Consider the following 16661-nt stretch of genomic DNA (forward strand, 5'->3'; position numbering starts at 1 on the left):
CGATGCGGGGCGCGCCGGGCAGTGCAGCCCGGTTCGACGAAGGAGCACCGATGAGAAACCGTTCCCGAACGTCCATCCTGCTGACGCTGTCCCTCGCGGTCACCGGCCTCGGCGTGTCAGCCGGCCCCGCGGGCGCCGCCCCACCCCCGCCGACGGTGGTTCCGGCAGCGGACCGCACGACGCCGATCCCCGCCGTGGAGGGGCCCCTCGCCTCCACCGCCGCGTCCTACCCGTTCGGCGCCGCCGACCACCAGGAGGTGCCGCAGGACCTGTCCCGGCTCGGCTACGTGGAGGAGGAGTACCTGGTCAGCGGCACCTCGAACGTCTACACCTGGCCCTCCGCCGGGCCCGCGCAGGTCCGCACCGGCGACGCCCCGTACACCACCCGCGTGCTCGTCCGGAAGCCGGCCAAAGGCCAGAAGTTCAGTGGCAACGTGGTCGTCGAGATGCTCAACCCGAGCAACCTGTTCGACCTCAACATCGGCTGGGCCATGGCCCAGGAGCAGATCGTGGCCAACGGCGATGCCTGGGTGGGGATCACCGCCAAACCGATCGCCGTCCAGGCGCTGCAGAACTTCGACCCGGAGCGGTACGCGTCCCTCTCCTTCGCGAACCCGCTGCCGCTGGATGATCCGCGGAACTGTGCGACGGTCGCCGCCGATTCGGCCAGGACCACCGAGAACGGGCTGATCTGGGACATCTACTCCCAGGTGGGGGCGTGGCTGAAGAGCAGCGACGCCGCGAACCCGCTCCGCTACGGGGCGCGGGACTCGCGGGTGGAGCACGCCTACGGCTTCGGGTACTCCCAGACCGGCGGGTACCTCGTCAACTACATCAACGGCGTGCACCCGCTCGTCGTCGCCTCGGACGGGGAGCCGGTCTACGACGCCTACATCGTCGCCGTCGCCGGCGGTGCCTTCGCCGGCGCCTACCCGATGAACCAGTGCGAGCCGGCGCCCCCGGCCACCGACACGCGCCGCCAGTTCGAGGACGTCGGCGTCCCCATCATGCGGATGATGTCGCAGTCCGACTACCTGCTCGGCATCGGCTCCCGCCGCGCGGACAGCGACGAGCCGGGCGACCTGTACCGGCACTACGAGATGGCCGGCGCCGGGCACGCGACGCCGGACGAGCTGACGTACTCGGCGTCCTCCGCGGACATCGTCGCGGCCGAGCGGGCCGTTCCGCCGGCGTCGTGCAACGAGGGACCGCGCAGCAGGTTCCCCAGCTCCATCTTCTTCAACGCCGCACTTAGGAACCTCGATCTCTGGGTGCGGGACGGCGTCGCGCCGCCGCGTGCCGAGCCGATCCTGGTGCGCGACGGCGCGCCCGTGCTGGACGCCTACGGCAACGTGCAGGGGGGCCTCCGCTCGCCGTTCCTCGACGCGCCGACCAGCACCTGGTACGGCACGGCGACGGGCGCGTCCTTCTGCTTCATCGCGGGCTACGAGCGGCCACTGTCCCAGGACGTGCTCGACGGCCTGTACCGGAACCACGGCAGCTACGTGCGGGCGGTCAGGGACAGCGTGCGGACGCTCGAGGACGAGGGATTCCTGACGCGCTACGACGGCCGCGAGCTGCGGCGCGACGCGGCACGGAGCGACATCCCCTGAGCGGAGAACCCGAGCAGGACCTCAGCCCGGCCCCGGTCTCCTACCGGGGCCGGGCTCCGGCGTGCTGCCGGGCGAGGTCAGCGAGCGAGTCGTCGACGCCGTCGTCGTCGAACGCACCGAACCTCCGCTCGGCGGCGGTCCTCAGCAGGAAGTCGGCGATCGCCGGGTTCTTGGGCAGCAGGGACCCGTGGAGGTAGCTCGCGACGATGTTCCGGTAGCGGGCGCCCTCGTGCTTCTCGCCGGCGTTGTTGCCCGCGCCCTTGGTCACGGTCGCCAGGGGCCTCAGCCCGCTGCCGAGGAACGTCTGCCCACTGTGGTTCTCGTAGCCGTGGATCTCGCCGAACTCCTCGCTAGTGGCGACCACGTTGCCGATCAGCCGCTCGGAGCCGCCGCGGGTCTCGAGGTCGAGCACCCCGATGCCGGGGATCACGGTGCCCTCGTACGTCCGGAAGCTGTTGCCGAAGAGCTGGTACAGCCCGCAGATGAGCAGCATCGGCGTGCCGTCCTCGGCGAGCTCCCGCAACCGGGGCGCGATGGCCTGCAGGTCCTCCTGGATGACCACCTGGCCGCTGTCCTGGCCCCCGCCGCCCACGATGATGTCGACGTCGTCCGGGAACGGGTCGCCCGCATTGTGCTCGAGGATCTCGGCGCCGTAGCCGCGCCAGGCCAGGCGCTGCTTCAGCACGAGGACGTTGCCGTAGTCCCCGTAGATGTTCATCTCGCGGGGGTACAGCTGCAGGATGCGCAGGGACCCCTTGTGCGGATCGGCGGGCGCCCCGGTCAGGGCGGCGGCGGATGGGGCGTCACTCATCAGGAGACCACCTCGACCTTCGTGATCTTGGACAGCTCGCGGCGCACCGCGAGCATGGCGGTGTAGGTGCAGAAGATGCGCTTCGGACGGCCCGCGGAGCCGCGGATGAACTGCCGGAGCGCGTCGGTGGTGTCGGGCTCGACGGCGCCGACGCGGACGTCGTCGTACTTCAGGCGCAGCGCCATGTCGTAGGCGCGGACCCCGCTGACGACGTCCACCCCGCCGAGGCCCAGCGAGTCGAAGTCGACGTCCCATAGCCAGGACATGTCGCGTCCGTCGGCGTAGTTGTCGTTGATGGCGATCATCGTCGCGCAGCCGGCGGGGTCGAAGGACTTCAGGCCCAGGCGGAACCCGCTCGGGTTCTTGACCAGCACCAGCTCCAGGGCCTGACCGTCGACGACGAGGCTCTCGCCCCGGCCGAACGCCGGTTCGACGGCGGCGAGGGAGGAGAACAGGCGGTCGCCGTCCGCGCTGCCGCCGAGGACCGCGCGGGCCGCCGCGAGGGCCGCCGCCGCGTTGAAGATGTTGTAGACGCCGCGCAGGCGGAGATCGGTGCGCGTCGTCGTGCCGTCCACCTCGAAGCTCGCCGCAGTGCCGTCCACGGACGCGAGGACCACGTCGGCGGGCAGGGCCGAGGCGGGTGCGGTGCCCGCGGCGCCGCGCAGTTCGTCGTCGTTCGGGAAGGTGCTCCGGAGGGACGCGTCGAGGCCGAAGTAGACGACGTCGGCCGCCGTGATCGACGACGCCAGCCCGGCGACGCGCGGATCCTCGCGGTTCAGCACCACCGTGTCCGTGGTGGCGAGCGCGATGCGCTCGAGCAGGCGCGTGGTCGCGTCGATCTCCCCGAACCGGTCCAGCTGGTCGCGGAGGACGTTCAGCAGCAGGGAGTACCGGGGAGGGACGAGCTTCACGAAGTGCACGGCGTGGGCCTCGTCCAGTTCCAGGACGGCGACGTCGGCCTTGAGGCGCCCGCGCCAGTCGACCTCGCCGAGCAGTGCCGCCGCGACGCCGCGCGTGAAGTTGCTGCCCGTGCGGTTGGTGAACACCGTCAGGCCCTGGCCCTCGAGCAGTTCCACCACCATCTTGGTGGTGGTCGTCTTGCCGTTCGTGCCGCTGACGACGACGACGCCGCGGGGGAGGGTGGACAGGGCGCGGCCCATGAAGCCGGGGTCGAGGCGCTCGACCACGAGGCCCGGGAACGCGGAGCCGCCGCCGCGCAGGCGGGAGGCGAAGCGCGCAGCCTTACCCACGAGGACTGGAAGGGGATTCATGCCTCCAAATTATCGCAGGCCCGGGCGCCTTGCCGGGACGCGGCGGGGAGTCGCTCCTCACGCCCCGCCGGGAGCGGGGGCCGGAGAACCTAGAATTGGGGGATGACCTCCCTGTCCTCCCCGGCTCCCACGCCCCCGTCCGGCGTCGTGGTCGGCGTCCTCGCCGTCCAGGGCGATGTCCGCGAGCACATCGCGACCATCGAGTCCCTGGGCGGGCGGGCCGTACCCGTCCGGCGGGCCTCGGAACTGGCCGGGATCGACGGCCTGATCATCCCCGGCGGGGAGTCCACCACGATGGACAAGCTCACCCGGACCTTCGGGCTGGCCGGACCGCTGCGCGACAGGATCGGCGACGGGATGCCCGTCTACGGCTCCTGCGCCGGGATGATCATGCTCTCCGACGTCCTCGCGGACCCGTCCACGGACCGCCTCGGCAACCCGCAGCAGACGCTCGGCGGCCTCGACATGGTGGTGCGGCGCAACGCGTTCGGGCGGCAGCGCGAGTCCTTCGAGGCCGATCTCGCCTTCGGCGGGCTCGCCACGACCGGGGGCGCCGGCGGCGCCGATCCGGTGCGGGCCGTCTTCATCCGCGCCCCGTGGGTGGAGAAGGTGGGTGCGGGCGTCCAGGTGCTGGCGCAGGTGCCCGCGTCGGAGACGCCGCAGCCCGGACCCGCACCGGACGGTGCCGGTGCGGACTTGGAACCGGTCGCTAGAATTGTCGCAGTGCGTTCGGGGAACCTGCTGGCCACGAGCTTCCATCCGGAGGTCACGGGGGAGCGGCGGGTCCACGAACTGTTTATTCGGATGATCAGAGGAGAAGCGTAGGCATGTCGGGGCACTCCAAGTGGGCAACAACCAAGCACAAGAAGGCCGCGATCGACGCCAAGCGCGCGAAGTCCTTCGCCAAGCTGATCAAGAACATCGAGGTCGCGGCGCGGGCCGGCGGCGCCGACGTCGCCGGTAACCCGGGGCTCGAGCTGGCCGTCTCGAAGGCCAAGAAGACCTCCGTCCCCATCGACAACATCAACCGCGCGGTGAAGCGCGGGGCAGGTCTGCTCGGCGAGGCCGTCGACTACCAGACCATCATGTACGAGGCCCGCGGCCCCCAGGGTTCGGCGCTGCTGATCGAGTGCCTCACGGACAACAAGAACCGCGCGGCCTCCGAGGTGCGCCTCGGCATCTCCCGCAACGGCGGCACGGTCGCCGATCCGGGCTCCGTGGCCTACCTCTTCGCACGCAAGGGCGTCGTCACGCTCCCGAAGAAGGACCTCACCGAGGACGAGCTGCTCCTGTCCGTCCTCGACGCCGGGGCGGACGAGGTCAAGGAATCGGCCGAGACGTTCGAGATCGTCTCCGAGCCGCAGGACCTCCGGGCCGTGGTCGCGGCGCTCGACGAGAGCAGCATCGAGTACGAGACCGACGACGTCGAGTTCGTCCCGTCCATGCAGGTGGACCTGGACGCCGACGGCGCGCGGAAGTTCCTCAAACTCGTGGACGCCCTGGAGGAGCTCGACGACGTCCAGAACGTCTACTCGAACGCCCACCTCCCGGACGAGGTCCTGGCGGAGCTCGAGAACGACGACTGACATCGTCCGTCCCGGCCCCGGGCGGCGGGTAGCCCCGTGACCTTCCGCGTGATGGGCGTCGACCCCGGGCTGACGCGCTGCGGGCTCGCCGTCGTCGACATCGAATCCAACCGACGCTCCACCCTCGTGGCCGTCGGCGTGGTGGGCACCGACGCCGGGCAGAGCCTCGACCAACGGCTCCTGGTCATCTCGGAGGCCGTCGACACCTGGCTGGACCTGCACGAGCCGCAGGCCCTCGCCGTCGAGCGCGTCTTCAGCGGGACCAACATCAGCACCGTCATGGGCACCGCGCAGGCGTCCGGGGTCGTCATCGTGTCCGCGGCGCGCCGCGGCATCCCGGTGGCACTCCACACGCCCACCGAGGTGAAGGCCGCGGTCACGGGCAACGGGCAGGCGGACAAGGTGGCGGTCACGAAGATGGTGACGAAGATCCTGCGGCTCGACACGCCGCCCCGGCCCGCCGACGCCGCCGACGCCCTGGCCCTGGCGATCACCCACGCGTGGCGCCGCGGCGTGGGGACGCAGGCTGCGGNCGGCGGCAGCGAAGAACAATGCCCCGTCGAGACGGAAGACGGACTGGTGACCCCCGCGCAGCGACTGTGGGCCGAGGCGGAGGCCCGGGCCCGCCGCCGCTGAGCAGATGACGCCTGTCCCGGCGCCCGCTCAGCGCGAGCTGCGGACGTCCAGGACGGACCGCACACCGGGGAGTGCGTCGCTCACCCGCGCCTCCAGGCTCGGACCCTCGTCGTCCGCGAGCCAGGCATGCAGGCACTGCCGGAAGAGCGCGAACCCGATGGCGGCAAGGACGTCGGACTGCTCCGGGGGGAACCCGCGACCGATGAGGGCCGTCGTCACGTCCTTCTGCCACCGGGCCTGCTTGGCGAGTTCCCGTCCGGACAGTGCGATGTGCGAGTCGATGACGCGTTGGCGCCGCTTCAGCAGGTCGCGCCGGGACTCCATGGTCGACGCGAGCGTCCCGAGCGCCTTCCCCATGTGCACGTCCGCGCGGACGGGACCGGTGTCCTCCGCGATGACACCGATGAGCAGCGGCAGGAGCTCGTCGTCATCGGCGAAGAGCACTTCCTCCTTGTCCGCGAAGTAGCGGAAGAACGTCCGCGGGGTCACCCCGGCCGCGAGCGCGATGTTCTCGACCGTCGACTCGGCGTAGCCGCGGTCGACGAACTGGCTGATCGCCGCGTCCACGAGGCGGCGGCGGGAGTCTTCGGGCCATCGGGGCATCCCCCGATCCTACCCTTGTGTCACTTTGTGACATCAACTATAGTCTCTGCCATGACACAAACTGTCGTCACGTCACCGACGGTCCTGCTGACCGGCTTCACGAGCGGTATCGGCGCACGGATGCTCGAGGAGCTCCTCGAGCATCCGTCACGGCCGAGCCTCGTGCTCCTCGCCCGTGGTGCTGCCGACCTGGAGGACGCGCTCGAGCGCGCCCGGGCCACCGGGCTCGTCGCCATGGGTGCTCTCGCCGATCTCGGCGACCTCGGTTCGATCCGCACTGCACTCGAGCAGATCCATGCAGCGCAGGAGCGGGGCGCGGTGCGCCCCGTCGACGTCGTGCTCCTCAACGCCGGCGCACAGTTCACGAGCGGGCGCCGTGCCGGAGCCCAGGGCCACGAGCTGACCTTCACCGTCAATGTGATCGCGCAGCACCTGCTCCTGCGCGGGCTGGAACCGCTCCTCGCCGCGGACGCCCACGCGGTGCTCCTGGGGTCCTCCACCCACCGGGGCAAGAAGGCGAGCTTCAATCTCGTCCCGGACCCGCAGTGGCGGGATCCCGAGGATCTCGCCCGAGCGGAACCCCCGGCCGATGGTCCCGTCCGGTTCGCCGACGAGCGCGGGAAGGGGGGCGTCGCCTACGCCTCGAGCAAGCTCGCGCTGGTGACCCTCGCCCACGACTGGGCGGAGCGGCTCGCCGCGTCCGGGCATCGACTCAACACCTACGATCCCGGGCTGGTCGCCGGGACCGGGCTGGGCAGGGACATGCCGGCCTCCAGGTACTGGGTCTGGAAGCACGTGATGCCGGCGATGAGTGTCCTCCCGGGAGCCTCGACCCCACGGGCCACCGCCCGTCACGCTGTCCGGCTGGCTCTCGGGGACGCCCACGGGTCGCTGAACGGCGGCTACGTGGAGATCGGCCGGGTCACCCGGGCGGACGCGGCCACGTTCGCGGCCGATCGGCGTGAGCGGCTGTGGGCCTGGCTCGAAGGTGCCGTCCGCGACCACCTGCCGACCTATGCCGCGTCCGAGGGGTCCCGATGATCCTCGTGTCCCTGGGGTTGAACGTGCTCGTGCTGGTTCCGGTGACCGCCCTCCTGGCCGGCGGGACGCCCGGGCTCCGTGCGGTGTTCGGGGAACGGACGCCGGCCCGGGACATCCTCCTCGCGATCTATGCGGCGATCCTCGCAGCCTCGGCCGTCCTCATGGGCGCGGCGCTCGTCCTATCCGATGCACCGTGGCTGACCGGAGCGGTGGGGGCCCTGCTGGCGGTGCAGGTCGTCTACAAAGGCCTCACCGCCCTCACCGTGCGGAACGGCCTGCGTCACCCTGTCGTCCTCGCCAACCTTGCGATCGCCGTCGTGCACCTGATCACCCTCATCGGGATCGCGGCAGCCTTCCGGTGATCGCCCGGGCGCGGCGGGTCACCGGCCGGATCATCGCCCGGGATGCGGGCGGGCCCGGACCCGAGGCGTCCCGCCCGACGGCGGACCCGGTGTGGCGGCTCGATCGCGGGCCGGATCGCCGGTACCGTAGTGCATTAGAACGTATGTTCGACGCCGGGTGGACGCCCGGCGGTCCCGCCCGCAAGTGCCCCTGGAGCCCTTCATGATCAGTTCCCTGCGCGGAACAGTGACCCACGTGGGCCTGCACTCCGCCGTCCTCGACGTCAACGGCTTCGGCATGCAGGTCCAGGCGACCCCCCAGACCCTCGCCGGGTTCCGCGTGGGGGAGCAGGCCACCGTCGCCACGGCCATGATCGTCCGCGAGGACTCCATGACGCTGTTCGGCTTCGAGGACGCCGACCAGCGCGAGGTCTTCGAGACGCTCCTGGCGGTCAGCGGCGTGGGACCCCGCCTGGCCCTCGCCGTCCTCGCCGTCCACACGCCCGACGCCATCCGCATCGCCGCAGCTGCCGGCGACGACAAGGCGTTCAGCAAGGTGTCGGGGATCGGGCCCAAGGGCGCCCGCCGGATCGTGCTCGAGCTCGCCGGCAAGCTGGTCCCGCCCGATGCGAAGCCCGGGGTGCCCAAGCAGACCTGGCAGGGCCAGGTCCTCACCGCCATGATGGGTCTCGGCTGGTCCGAGAAGGACGCCGGAGCGGCGATCGACGCCGCCGTCGAGGAGGCACCCGAGGTCGCCGCGACCGGTGACGTGGGCCAGATCCTGAAACTCACGCTGCGCAGGCTCGGCCAGGACGGCGCCCGCAGCTCGGCCCGGACGACGGTGGGCACATGACGGACAAGCAGCAGGAGGAGGCGCCGCTCGTCGCGCCGGCCGCGGACCCCGAGGACCGCGCCGTCGAGGCCGCGCTCCGGCCGAAGAACCTCGACGACTTCGTGGGCCAGAAGCGTGTGCGCCGGCAGCTCTCGCTGGTGCTGGAGGCGTCCCGCCTGCGCGGGCGCAGCGCGGACCACGTGCTCCTTTCCGGTCCGCCCGGCCTCGGCAAGACGACGCTCGCGATGATCATCGCGGCCGAGATGAACGCGCCGCTGCGCATCACCTCCGGGCCCGCCATCCAGCACGCCGGTGACCTCGCGGCCATCCTCTCCTCCCTCACCGAGGGAGAGGTCCTCTTCCTCGACGAGATCCACCGCATGTCCCGGCCCGCCGAGGAGATGCTCTACATGGCGATGGAGGACTTCCGCGTCGACATCATCGTCGGCAAGGGGCCCGGTGCCACCGCCATCCCCCTGGAACTGCCGCCCTTCACCCTTGTGGGCGCCACGACCCGCGCGGGGCTCCTGCCGGGACCGCTGCGGGACCGCTTCGGGTTCACCGGGCACCTCGAGTTCTACTCCACCGAGGAACTCGAGCTCGTGCTCCGCCGCTCGGCCATGCTCATGGACATGAAGGTCAATTCGGCCGCGTTCGCGGAGATCGCCGGCCGGTCCCGCGGCACGCCGCGTATCTCCAACCGCCTGCTCCGGCGCGTCCGGGACTGGGCGCTGGTGCACGGCGTCGACCTCATCGACGCGCGCTCCGCGGGTGCGGCGCTGGACATGTACGAGGTGGACGCGCGGGGCCTCGACCGGCTGGACCGCTCGGTGCTCACGGCGCTCATCACCAAGTTCAACGGTGGGCCCGTGGGCCTGTCGACGCTCGCGATCGCCGTGGGCGAGGAACCGGAGACGGTCGAGACCGTCGCCGAACCCTACCTGGTCCGCGAGGGCATGCTCGGGCGCACCCCGCGCGGCCGGATCGCGACGGCGGCCGCCTGGCGGCATCTGGGGATCGAGATGCCCGCGAACGTCGCTGCCGCGATGCCCGAGGACCTGTTCTCCGTCACGCCCGAGGACCTGGTGGCCACGGAATCGGCCGTCGACAGCTGGGCCCAGCCGGACTCCTGACGCGGGGATGCTCAGGAAACGCCTTTACACTGGTGTCTCACGATGTGTGCCGCGGCACAGTCCTGCCACCCAGACCCCAGCCCCAGGAACGGATCCCCAGTGCTTGCAGATGTAGTCGCCCAATCCACCACCGGACAGACCGGAGGCTTCGACGTCTTCGGTCTGCTGCTCCCGCTGGCCCTGGCCTTCCTCATCTTCACCATGTTCCGCAGGCAGCGGAAGGCGCAGCAGCAGGTCAAGGAGATGCGCACCCAGATGGAACCCGGCACCGAGGTCATGACCCAGTTCGGCCTCTTCGGGACCATCGCCTCGATCGACCAGGAGAACAACAAGGCCGTCCTGGAGCTGTCGCCGGGTACCTTCGCGACGGTCCACACGCAGGCGCTCTCGAAGGTGGTCCAGCAGGAGCCCGCCGTCGCGGACGCGGACGCGACGGCCGCGGAGCCCCTGGACGGCCCCGGCTACGACGCCTCCACGGTGCCCGACGACGTGTCCTCGATCGACGGCGTCGACCGCGGCCCTGCCGGCGGTTCCACCGCTGCGGGCACCCCGGGATCCGCGTCCGGCGTCGAGACCCCCGAGGAGACCCTGGAGCGCCTGAACCGGGAATCGCCGCGGGAAAACCGCGACGCGCGCGACGCCCGCGACCCCAAAGCGAACCCGGACAACTAGCATTCCGTAGGGCGCCGGTAGCAGTACCGGCGCCCCCATGATCACCCGGCGCACCCGACGCGCCACTGCATAAGGACACCCCACCATGCCTCGTACCGGTCCCGGGACGGCAGCCAAGCGGACACTCGTCTGGCTGGGCGTACTGACAGCACTGCTCGCAACCCTGCTGGGAGCGGGCGCCCACTGGAGCACCGCGAGCTGGAGCCCGCGCCTGGCCCTCGACCTCGAGGGCGGGACGCAGATGATCCTGGCCCCCCGCGTCCAGGACGGCAGCGAGATCACGCCCGAACAGCTCGACCAGGCCGTGGAGATCATCCGCCAGCGCGTCGACGGGTCCGGTGTCGCGGAAGCCGAGATCAGCACGCAGTCCGGCCAGAACGTGATCGTCTCCCTGCCGGGTACCCCCGACGCACAGACGCGCGACCTCATCCAGGCCTCCGCCCAGATGGAGTTCCGTCCGGTCCTCACCGGCGGTCCCGGCCAGGCCGCGGCCGCCGAGACGCCGACGCCGGAGGACCAGCTCCCCACGCCGGCCGCCGAGCCGCAGGACGCGAGTGATCCCAACTGGATCACCCCCGAGCTGTACAAGGAGTTCGAGGCCCTGAACTGCCTCGACCCGGCAGCACTGGAGCCGGCAGAGGAACCCGCGCCCGCCGACGAGCCGATGGTCGCGTGCGAGCCGGACACCCAGGGCAAGTACATCCTCGGCCCCGTCGAGGTGCCCGGAACCGACATCTCCACGGCGAGCTACGGACTGGAGCGCAGCCAGGGAGGCCAGACGCTCAACAGCTGGGCCGTGAACATCGACTTCAACGACGAGGCCACCGAGACCTTCCGCGAGGTCACCGAACGCCTCTACGCGTTCGGTCAGGGTGACCCGCGCAACCAGTTCGCGATCGTCCTCGACGGCCAGATCGTGTCCGCGCCGACCACCAACGCCGTCATCCCCGACGGCAACCCCTCGATCAGCGGCAGCTTCACGGAGGAATCCGCGGCGGCCCTGGCGGAGCAGCTCAAGTACGGAGCGCTGCCGATCAGCTTCGAGATCCAGAGCGAACAGCAGATCTCCGCCACCCTGGGTGCCGACCAGCTGCGGGTCGGGCTCATCGCCGGCCTCATCGGCCTCCTGCTCGTCGCTGCCTACTCCATGTTCCAGTACCGGCTCCTCGGCCTGGTCACCATCGCCTCGCTGGTCGTCGCCGGCGTCCTGACCTACCTGGCCATCTGCATCCTCGGGTGGACGGAGAACTACCGTCTCTCGCTCGCCGGTGTCGCCGGCCTCATCGTCGCCATCGGGCAGACCGCGGACTCGTTCATCGTCTACTTCGAGCGCATCCGCGACGAGCTCCGGGAGGGACGCGGGCTCATCTCCGCCGTCGAGAACGGCTGGCGGCGCGCCAAGCGGACCGTGCTCGCGTCGAAGGCGGTGAACCTGCTGGCCGCGCTCGTGCTCTTCTTCGTCGCCGTCGGCAACGTCCGCGGGTTCGCGTTCACCCTCGGCCTCACCGCGATCGCCGACCTCATCGTCGTCTTCCTCTTCACCCACCCGGTCCTCCGGCTCCTGGCGAGGACCAAGTTCTTCGGCGAGGGCCACCCGTGGTCCGGCCTGGATCCGAGCCGCCTCGGAGGCATCCCGCTGTACCGCGGCGCCGGCCGCCTCCGCCAGCCGGGCGAGGGCACCGTGAAGCCGGTCGCCGTCGCCCGGACCAAGAACAAGGGCGCCACCGCCGAGGCCGAGCGCCGCCTGACCATCGCCGAGCGTCGGCGTGCGGAACAGCAGAAGGCCCTCGCGGGCCGTACCGGTTCTTCCCAGAAAGAGACCAACGAATGAGCCGCACGAACTTCGCAACCTTCGGCAACGAGCTGTACTCGGGGAAGCGCTCCTACCCCTTCGTCGCCCGACGGAACCTCTGGTTCCTGATCGCCGGCATCGCCCTCCTGATCTCGATCATCATCCCGGTGGTCAAGGGCGGCTTCAACCTCGGGATCGACTTCCGGGGCGGCTCGGAGTTCACCGTGTCCTCCACGCAGGACAAGGATCCAGCGATCGGCGAGCGGGCCGTGACCGACGTCGTCCCCGAGGCCGTCCCGCGTGTCACCAACATCGCGGGCGACACCATGCGCGTCCAGACGGAGCGCCTCTCCGACGACGAGACCCTGAGCGTCCGGGACAACCTGGCCGGCGGGTACGGCGTGGGCGAGGACCAGGTCACCTCGAGCTACGTGGGACCCACCTGGGGTGAGGACGTCAGCCGGCAGGCCCTGATCGGCTTCGGAGTGTTCGTGCTCCTGGCCGCGATCCTCATGGCGCTCTACTTCCGCACCTGGAAGATGGCGGTCGCCGCGATGGCCGCCCTCGTGGTGGTCATGGTCGTCACCGCGGGGCTCTACTCGCTGAGCAACTTCGAGGTCACGCCGTCGGCCATCATCGGCTTCCTGACGATCCTCAGCTACGCCCTGTACGACACCGTGGTGGTGTTCGACAAGATCCGCGAGAACACCGCGGACATGAAGACCTCCACCGAGCGGACCTTCGCCGAACAGGTCAACCTCGCGGTGAACCAGACACTCGTCCGGTCCATCAACACCTCCGTCGTCGCGATCCTCCCGGTCGCCTCGATCCTCTTCATCGGGGCCTTCGTGCTCGGTGCCGGTACCCTCCAGGACCTGTCGCTGGCCCTGTTCATCGGCATCATCCTCGGCACCCTCGGCACCATCTTTATCGCCGCGCCGCTCTACGCCGCGCTCCGGCTCAACGAACCGGAACTGAAGGAGCAGGAGGAGAAGGTCCTCGCCCGGCGCTCCCTGGCGTCGGCCTCCGCCTGAGCCGCGGACAGCCCCGGCACGGTCGTCGGCCGCAGGAGACCCGTCCGGGTGCCCTGCGGCCGATGCCGTTCCGGGCCCGGCTAGAATTGGACCGTCGCATGACCGGTGGCATCGCGGGAACCCTTCCGGGCCCGGGATCGAGATTGAGGGATGGCACATGGCTGAAGCGGTGAAGCCCACGGGAGGGCCCGACGGCGGTCCGGGCGCCTCCACGGCGGGCGGGCAGGGCCCGGTCGCGACGGACGCCGTGCGCCCCGGACCGTCCCGGGGCCTCGTGCAGCCGGAGTCGCCGAGCTCCGCGCCCTCCGCGACGAGCGCCGACCAGGTGGCTCCCGGCAGGCGGGGGCGGACCCGCGCGCGCATCGCCCGGCTCACCGGCCGCGGCTCCTCCGGCTACTCGCCCGTCCTCGAGCCGCTGCTGCGCACGGTCCGGGCCAACAACCCGAAGGAAGACCTCGACCTCATCCAGCGCGCCTACCTCGTCGCGGAGCGCAGCCACGAGGGTCAGACGCGCAAGAGCGGCGATCCGTACATCACGCACCCCGTCGCCGTCGCCACCATCCTGGCCGAGCTGGGCATGACCGGCACCACGCTCGCCGCGGCCCTCCTGCACGACACCGTCGAGGACACCTCGTACACGCTCGAGGAGCTCAAGCGCGATTTCGGGCCCGAGGTGGCCATGCTCGTCGACGGCGTGACGAAGCTGGACAAGGTGTCCTTCGGGGACGCCGCGCAGGCCGAGACGGTCCGCAAGATGGTCGTCGCCATGGCGAAGGACATCCGGGTCCTCGTCATCAAGCTCGCCGACCGGCTGCACAACGCCCGCACCTGGCGTTTCGTCTCGCCCGCCTCCTCCGCGAAGAAGGCGCGGGAGACCCTCGAGATCTTCGCACCGCTCGCGCACCGGCTGGGCATGAACACCATCAAGTGGGAGCTCGAGGACCTCTCCTTCGCGGCCCTGCACCCGAAGGTGTACGAGGAGATCGTCCGCATGGTGGGGGACAGGACCCCCGAGCGGGAGAAGCACCTCAGCCTCGTGCGGAACCAGATCGAGGAGGACCTGCGCACCGTCAGGATCAAGGCGACGATCACGGGACGGCCCAAGCACTACTACTCCATCTACCAGAAGATGATCGTCCGGGGTAAGGACTTCGACGACATCCACGACCTCATGGGCGTGCGCGTCCTGGTGGACAGCGTGCGTGACTGCTACGCGACCCTCGGCTCCCTGCATTCGCGCTGGAACCCCCTTCCCGGGCGGTTCAAGGACTACATCGCGATGCCGAAGTTCAACATGTACCAGTCGCTGCACACCACCGTGATCGGTCCGGGCGGCAAGCCCGTGGAGATCCAGATCAGGACCCACGACATGCACCGCCGTGCCGAGTACGGTGTCGCCGCCCACTGGAAGTACAAGAGCGGCGGCCGGCAGCTCGAGGCGCAGGACGGCGGGGACATGGGGTGGCTGCGCAGCCTCGTCGACTGGCAGCAGGAGACCTCTGACCCGAACGAGTTCCTCGACTCGCTGCGGTTCGAGATCAACGCGCGTGAGGTCTTCGTCTTCACCCCCAAGGGCGAGGTGATGGCGCTGCCGGCCGGGTCGACGCCGGTGGACTTCGCCTACGCCGTGCACACCGAGGTGGGCCACCGGACCATCGGGGCGAGGGTGAACGGGAAGCTCGTCCCGCTCAGCAGCGAGCTGAACCACGGCGACTCGGTGGAGATCTTCACCTCGAAGGCCGAGGGCGCGGGGCCGAGCCAGGACTGGCAGAACTTCGTCAAGAGCCCGCGCGCCCGGAACAAGATCCGGCAGTGGTTCACGAAGGAGCGGCGCGAGGAGGCCGTGGACAAGGGCAAGGACCTGCTGACGCGCGCCATGCGCAAGCAGAACCTGCCGCTGCAGCGCATGATGACGCACACCGCCCTGATGACCGTGGCGGAGGAGCTCCACCACCAGGACATCTCGGCGCTCTACGCCGCCGTCGGTGACGGACACACCTCCGCCCAGAACGTCATCGAGCACCTCGTGGCCCTCATGGGCGGACACGAGGGCGCCGAGGAGAGCATCGCCGAGACCGTGGTCCCGGCCCAGCCCCGGCGGCCCAAGTTCTCCGATTCCGGCGTGACCGTCCGCGGGGTCGGTGACGTCTGGGTGAAACTCGCGCGCTGCTGCACGCCCGTCCCGCCGGATCCGATCATCGGGTTCGTCACCCGCGGCTCGGGTGTCTCGGTGCATCGGACCGACTGCCGCAACGTGCAGGAGCTGCGCGACCAGCCGGACCGGATCGTGCCCGTGGACTGGGCTCCCACGCAGTCGAGCGTGTTCCTGGTCGAGATCCAGGTCGAGGCGCTCGACCGCAAGAGCCTGCTCTCCGACGTCACGAGCGTGCTCGCAGAGAACCACGTGAACATCCTCGCGGCCAGCGTGAACACGTCCACGGACAGGGTCGCGATGTCCCGCTTCGCCTTCGAGATGGGCGATCCCAAGTACCTCAGCCACATCCTCAGCGCCGTCCGGCGCATCGACGGCGTCTTCGACGTCTACCGGACCACCGGCTCCCAGCGCCGGCCCTGAGGGCGGGCACGGGCGCCGCCGGTGTCCGTGCGCGGCCGCTCGTGGGTGCCGTCTCATCCTGCGCCTGCCGCCGGACGCCGGGCCGCCCTCACCCTCGACAGGGCACGCGTCTTCCCGGGCACCCGCGAGGCGCCCAGGAGTGCGGCCTCCACGAGGCGGAGCGGGCAGTCCAGCTCGCGGTCCCGGCCGATGGCCCGCAGGATGCCCACCGCATCACGGTCCTCGCCGTGCACGGCGATGTCCAGGGCGGTCCTGAGCGGGGTGGTCACGCACACCCCGCCCACCCTGTTCACGTCGAACGGTCCGAGCGCCACCTGGTGCATGACGGCGGACGTGAAGGGCGGCAGGGCCGTGGTGCGGCGCCGGTGGTCCGTCACGAGGCTGATCACGGTCGGAGGAGCGGCGCACCCGTAGATCCACGCCGCGCAGGAGCGCCCGAGCGCCACCCGGGACCGCACCGACTGCGGGATGCTCCGGGCGGCGGCCTGCGACCGGATGGCGGGGTCCTCCCGGAAGTCGCTCCGGAGATAGGACCCGCCGATCACGAGCCGCACCAGGCCCTCGAGCCGCATGGCCTGCAGCTCCGCCGAGGTGAAGATGTCTCCCGCGTGGAAGAGCGCGCCGCCGGTCGAGGTGACCGGAGGGTGTGCCGCTCCGGGATAGCGCTCGGGAGGTGCTGCGGCGGAGGCGCTGTGCAGGGGGGCCATCACCTCAGCATGCG

The 16661-nt window shown here is 70.7% G+C and carries 16 protein-coding genes; 12 read left to right on the forward strand and 4 right to left on the reverse strand.

All coding sequences use genetic code 11. The annotated features are described in order from the left end of the window. The first annotated feature begins 50 nt into the window (after nucleotides 1–50). A complete protein-coding gene (locus tag RY94_RS10890; RefSeq protein WP_043445061.1) occupies nucleotides 51–1613 on the forward strand; it encodes an alpha/beta hydrolase domain-containing protein in 1563 nt (520 codons plus the stop codon). A 40-nt stretch (nucleotides 1614–1653) separates the two neighbouring features. On the opposite strand, the gene RY94_RS10895 is transcribed toward RY94_RS10890, so the two are convergent. Further along, nucleotides 1654–2424: a type 1 glutamine amidotransferase gene (locus RY94_RS10895; RefSeq protein ID WP_043445063.1), complete on the reverse strand. Its 771-nt coding sequence runs from the start codon at nucleotides 2422–2424 to the stop codon at nucleotides 1654–1656. Further along, entirely contained in the window at nucleotides 2424–3695 is a 1272-nt protein-coding gene (locus tag RY94_RS10900) for a Mur ligase family protein (protein WP_043445065.1), read from the reverse strand. The genes RY94_RS10895 and RY94_RS10900 overlap by 1 nt, the downstream gene beginning before the upstream one ends. Before the next feature lie 102 nt (nucleotides 3696–3797). On the opposite strand from RY94_RS10900, the gene pdxT reads away from it, so the two are divergent. Genes pdxT through ruvC form a run of 3 tightly spaced genes read left to right on the forward strand, consistent with a single transcriptional unit; the run spans nucleotide 3798 to nucleotide 5917 of the window. Then, on the forward strand, nucleotides 3798–4520 hold the full coding sequence (gene pdxT / locus RY94_RS10905; protein ID WP_043445068.1) for a pyridoxal 5'-phosphate synthase glutaminase subunit PdxT: 723 nt from the start codon (nucleotides 3798–3800) through the stop codon (nucleotides 4518–4520). A 2-nt stretch (nucleotides 4521–4522) separates the two neighbouring features. After that, a complete protein-coding gene (locus RY94_RS10910; RefSeq protein WP_043445070.1) occupies nucleotides 4523–5281 on the forward strand; it encodes a YebC/PmpR family DNA-binding transcriptional regulator in 759 nt (252 codons plus the stop codon). A gap of 36 nt (nucleotides 5282–5317) precedes the next feature. Beyond that, nucleotides 5318–5917, forward strand: coding sequence for a crossover junction endodeoxyribonuclease RuvC (gene ruvC / locus RY94_RS10915; protein ID WP_043445072.1), 600 nt, complete (start codon nucleotides 5318–5320; stop codon nucleotides 5915–5917). Between the two features lie 27 nt (nucleotides 5918–5944). Here ruvC and RY94_RS10920 read toward each other — a convergent pair whose 3' ends face one another. Further along, on the reverse strand, nucleotides 5945–6520 hold the full coding sequence (locus RY94_RS10920; RefSeq protein WP_052274265.1) for a TetR family transcriptional regulator: 576 nt from the start codon (nucleotides 6518–6520) through the stop codon (nucleotides 5945–5947). Between the two features lie 51 nt (nucleotides 6521–6571). Between RY94_RS10920 and RY94_RS10925 the strand changes: the two genes are divergently transcribed. From RY94_RS10925 to RY94_RS10960, 8 genes are all read left to right on the forward strand, one after another. Next, a complete protein-coding gene (locus RY94_RS10925) occupies nucleotides 6572–7561 on the forward strand; it encodes an SDR family NAD(P)-dependent oxidoreductase (RefSeq protein WP_082046276.1) in 990 nt (329 codons plus the stop codon). After that, nucleotides 7558–7923 carry a hypothetical protein gene (locus tag RY94_RS10930; protein ID WP_043445076.1) on the forward strand — a complete coding sequence of 122 codons (366 nt, stop codon included), beginning with the start codon at nucleotides 7558–7560 and terminating at the stop codon, nucleotides 7921–7923. Before RY94_RS10925 ends, RY94_RS10930 begins: the two co-directional genes overlap by 4 nt. Before the next feature lie 202 nt (nucleotides 7924–8125). Next, nucleotides 8126–8755: a Holliday junction branch migration protein RuvA gene (gene ruvA, locus RY94_RS10935; RefSeq protein WP_043446336.1), complete on the forward strand. Its 630-nt coding sequence runs from the start codon at nucleotides 8126–8128 to the stop codon at nucleotides 8753–8755. Next, nucleotides 8752–9867 (forward strand): Holliday junction branch migration DNA helicase RuvB, encoded by a 1116-nt coding sequence (ruvB, locus tag RY94_RS10940; protein ID WP_043445078.1) that lies wholly within the window; start codon nucleotides 8752–8754, stop codon nucleotides 9865–9867. The genes ruvA and ruvB overlap by 4 nt, the downstream gene beginning before the upstream one ends. A gap of 99 nt (nucleotides 9868–9966) precedes the next feature. Next, the gene (gene yajC, locus RY94_RS10945) at nucleotides 9967–10539 is read left to right on the forward strand and encodes a preprotein translocase subunit YajC (RefSeq protein WP_052274266.1); all 573 of its coding nucleotides are present in this window, start codon (nucleotides 9967–9969) and stop codon (nucleotides 10537–10539) included. Between the two features lie 85 nt (nucleotides 10540–10624). Continuing rightward, entirely contained in the window at nucleotides 10625–12370 is a 1746-nt protein-coding gene (gene secD / locus RY94_RS10950; RefSeq protein WP_043445080.1) for a protein translocase subunit SecD, read from the forward strand. Beyond that, nucleotides 12367–13365, forward strand: coding sequence for a protein translocase subunit SecF (gene secF / locus RY94_RS10955; protein ID WP_043445082.1), 999 nt, complete (start codon nucleotides 12367–12369; stop codon nucleotides 13363–13365). Before secD ends, secF begins: the two co-directional genes overlap by 4 nt. 157 nt (nucleotides 13366–13522) lie before the next feature. Continuing rightward, nucleotides 13523–15940 (forward strand): RelA/SpoT family protein, encoded by a 2418-nt coding sequence (locus RY94_RS10960; RefSeq protein ID WP_043445084.1) that lies wholly within the window; start codon nucleotides 13523–13525, stop codon nucleotides 15938–15940. A 53-nt stretch (nucleotides 15941–15993) separates the two neighbouring features. Here RY94_RS10960 and RY94_RS10965 read toward each other — a convergent pair whose 3' ends face one another. Beyond that, nucleotides 15994–16647, reverse strand: coding sequence for a hypothetical protein (locus RY94_RS10965; protein ID WP_052274267.1), 654 nt, complete (start codon nucleotides 16645–16647; stop codon nucleotides 15994–15996). Nucleotides 16648–16661 lie beyond the last annotated feature (14 nt).

Source organism: Arthrobacter sp. L77, from assembly GCF_000816565.1.
GTDB classification, from domain to species: domain Bacteria; phylum Actinomycetota; class Actinomycetes; order Actinomycetales; family Micrococcaceae; genus Arthrobacter_D; species Arthrobacter_D antioxidans.

Excerpts from the sequence above, each read along its gene's own strand:
- RY94_RS10890 (WP_043445061.1), top strand. The coding sequence starts at position 51 with ATGAGAAACCGTTCCCGAACGTCCATCCTGCTGACGCTGTCCCTCGCG.
- RY94_RS10895 (WP_043445063.1), bottom strand. The coding sequence starts at position 2,424 with ATGAGTGACGCCCCATCCGCCGCCGCCCTGACCGGGGCGCCCGCCGAT.
- RY94_RS10900 (WP_043445065.1), bottom strand. The coding sequence starts at position 3,695 with ATGAATCCCCTTCCAGTCCTCGTGGGTAAGGCTGCGCGCTTCGCCTCC.
- pdxT (WP_043445068.1), top strand. The coding sequence starts at position 3,798 with ATGACCTCCCTGTCCTCCCCGGCTCCCACGCCCCCGTCCGGCGTCGTG.
- RY94_RS10910 (WP_043445070.1), top strand. The coding sequence starts at position 4,523 with ATGTCGGGGCACTCCAAGTGGGCAACAACCAAGCACAAGAAGGCCGCG.
- RY94_RS10920 (WP_052274265.1), bottom strand. The coding sequence starts at position 6,520 with ATGCCCCGATGGCCCGAAGACTCCCGCCGCCGCCTCGTGGACGCGGCG.
- RY94_RS10925 (WP_082046276.1), top strand. The coding sequence starts at position 6,572 with ATGACACAAACTGTCGTCACGTCACCGACGGTCCTGCTGACCGGCTTC.
- RY94_RS10930 (WP_043445076.1), top strand. The coding sequence starts at position 7,558 with ATGATCCTCGTGTCCCTGGGGTTGAACGTGCTCGTGCTGGTTCCGGTG.
- ruvA (WP_043446336.1), top strand. The coding sequence starts at position 8,126 with ATGATCAGTTCCCTGCGCGGAACAGTGACCCACGTGGGCCTGCACTCC.
- ruvB (WP_043445078.1), top strand. The coding sequence starts at position 8,752 with ATGACGGACAAGCAGCAGGAGGAGGCGCCGCTCGTCGCGCCGGCCGCG.
- secD (WP_043445080.1), top strand. The coding sequence starts at position 10,625 with ATGCCTCGTACCGGTCCCGGGACGGCAGCCAAGCGGACACTCGTCTGG.
- secF (WP_043445082.1), top strand. The coding sequence starts at position 12,367 with ATGAGCCGCACGAACTTCGCAACCTTCGGCAACGAGCTGTACTCGGGG.
- RY94_RS10960 (WP_043445084.1), top strand. The coding sequence starts at position 13,523 with ATGGCTGAAGCGGTGAAGCCCACGGGAGGGCCCGACGGCGGTCCGGGC.
- RY94_RS10965 (WP_052274267.1), bottom strand. The coding sequence starts at position 16,647 with ATGGCCCCCCTGCACAGCGCCTCCGCCGCAGCACCTCCCGAGCGCTAT.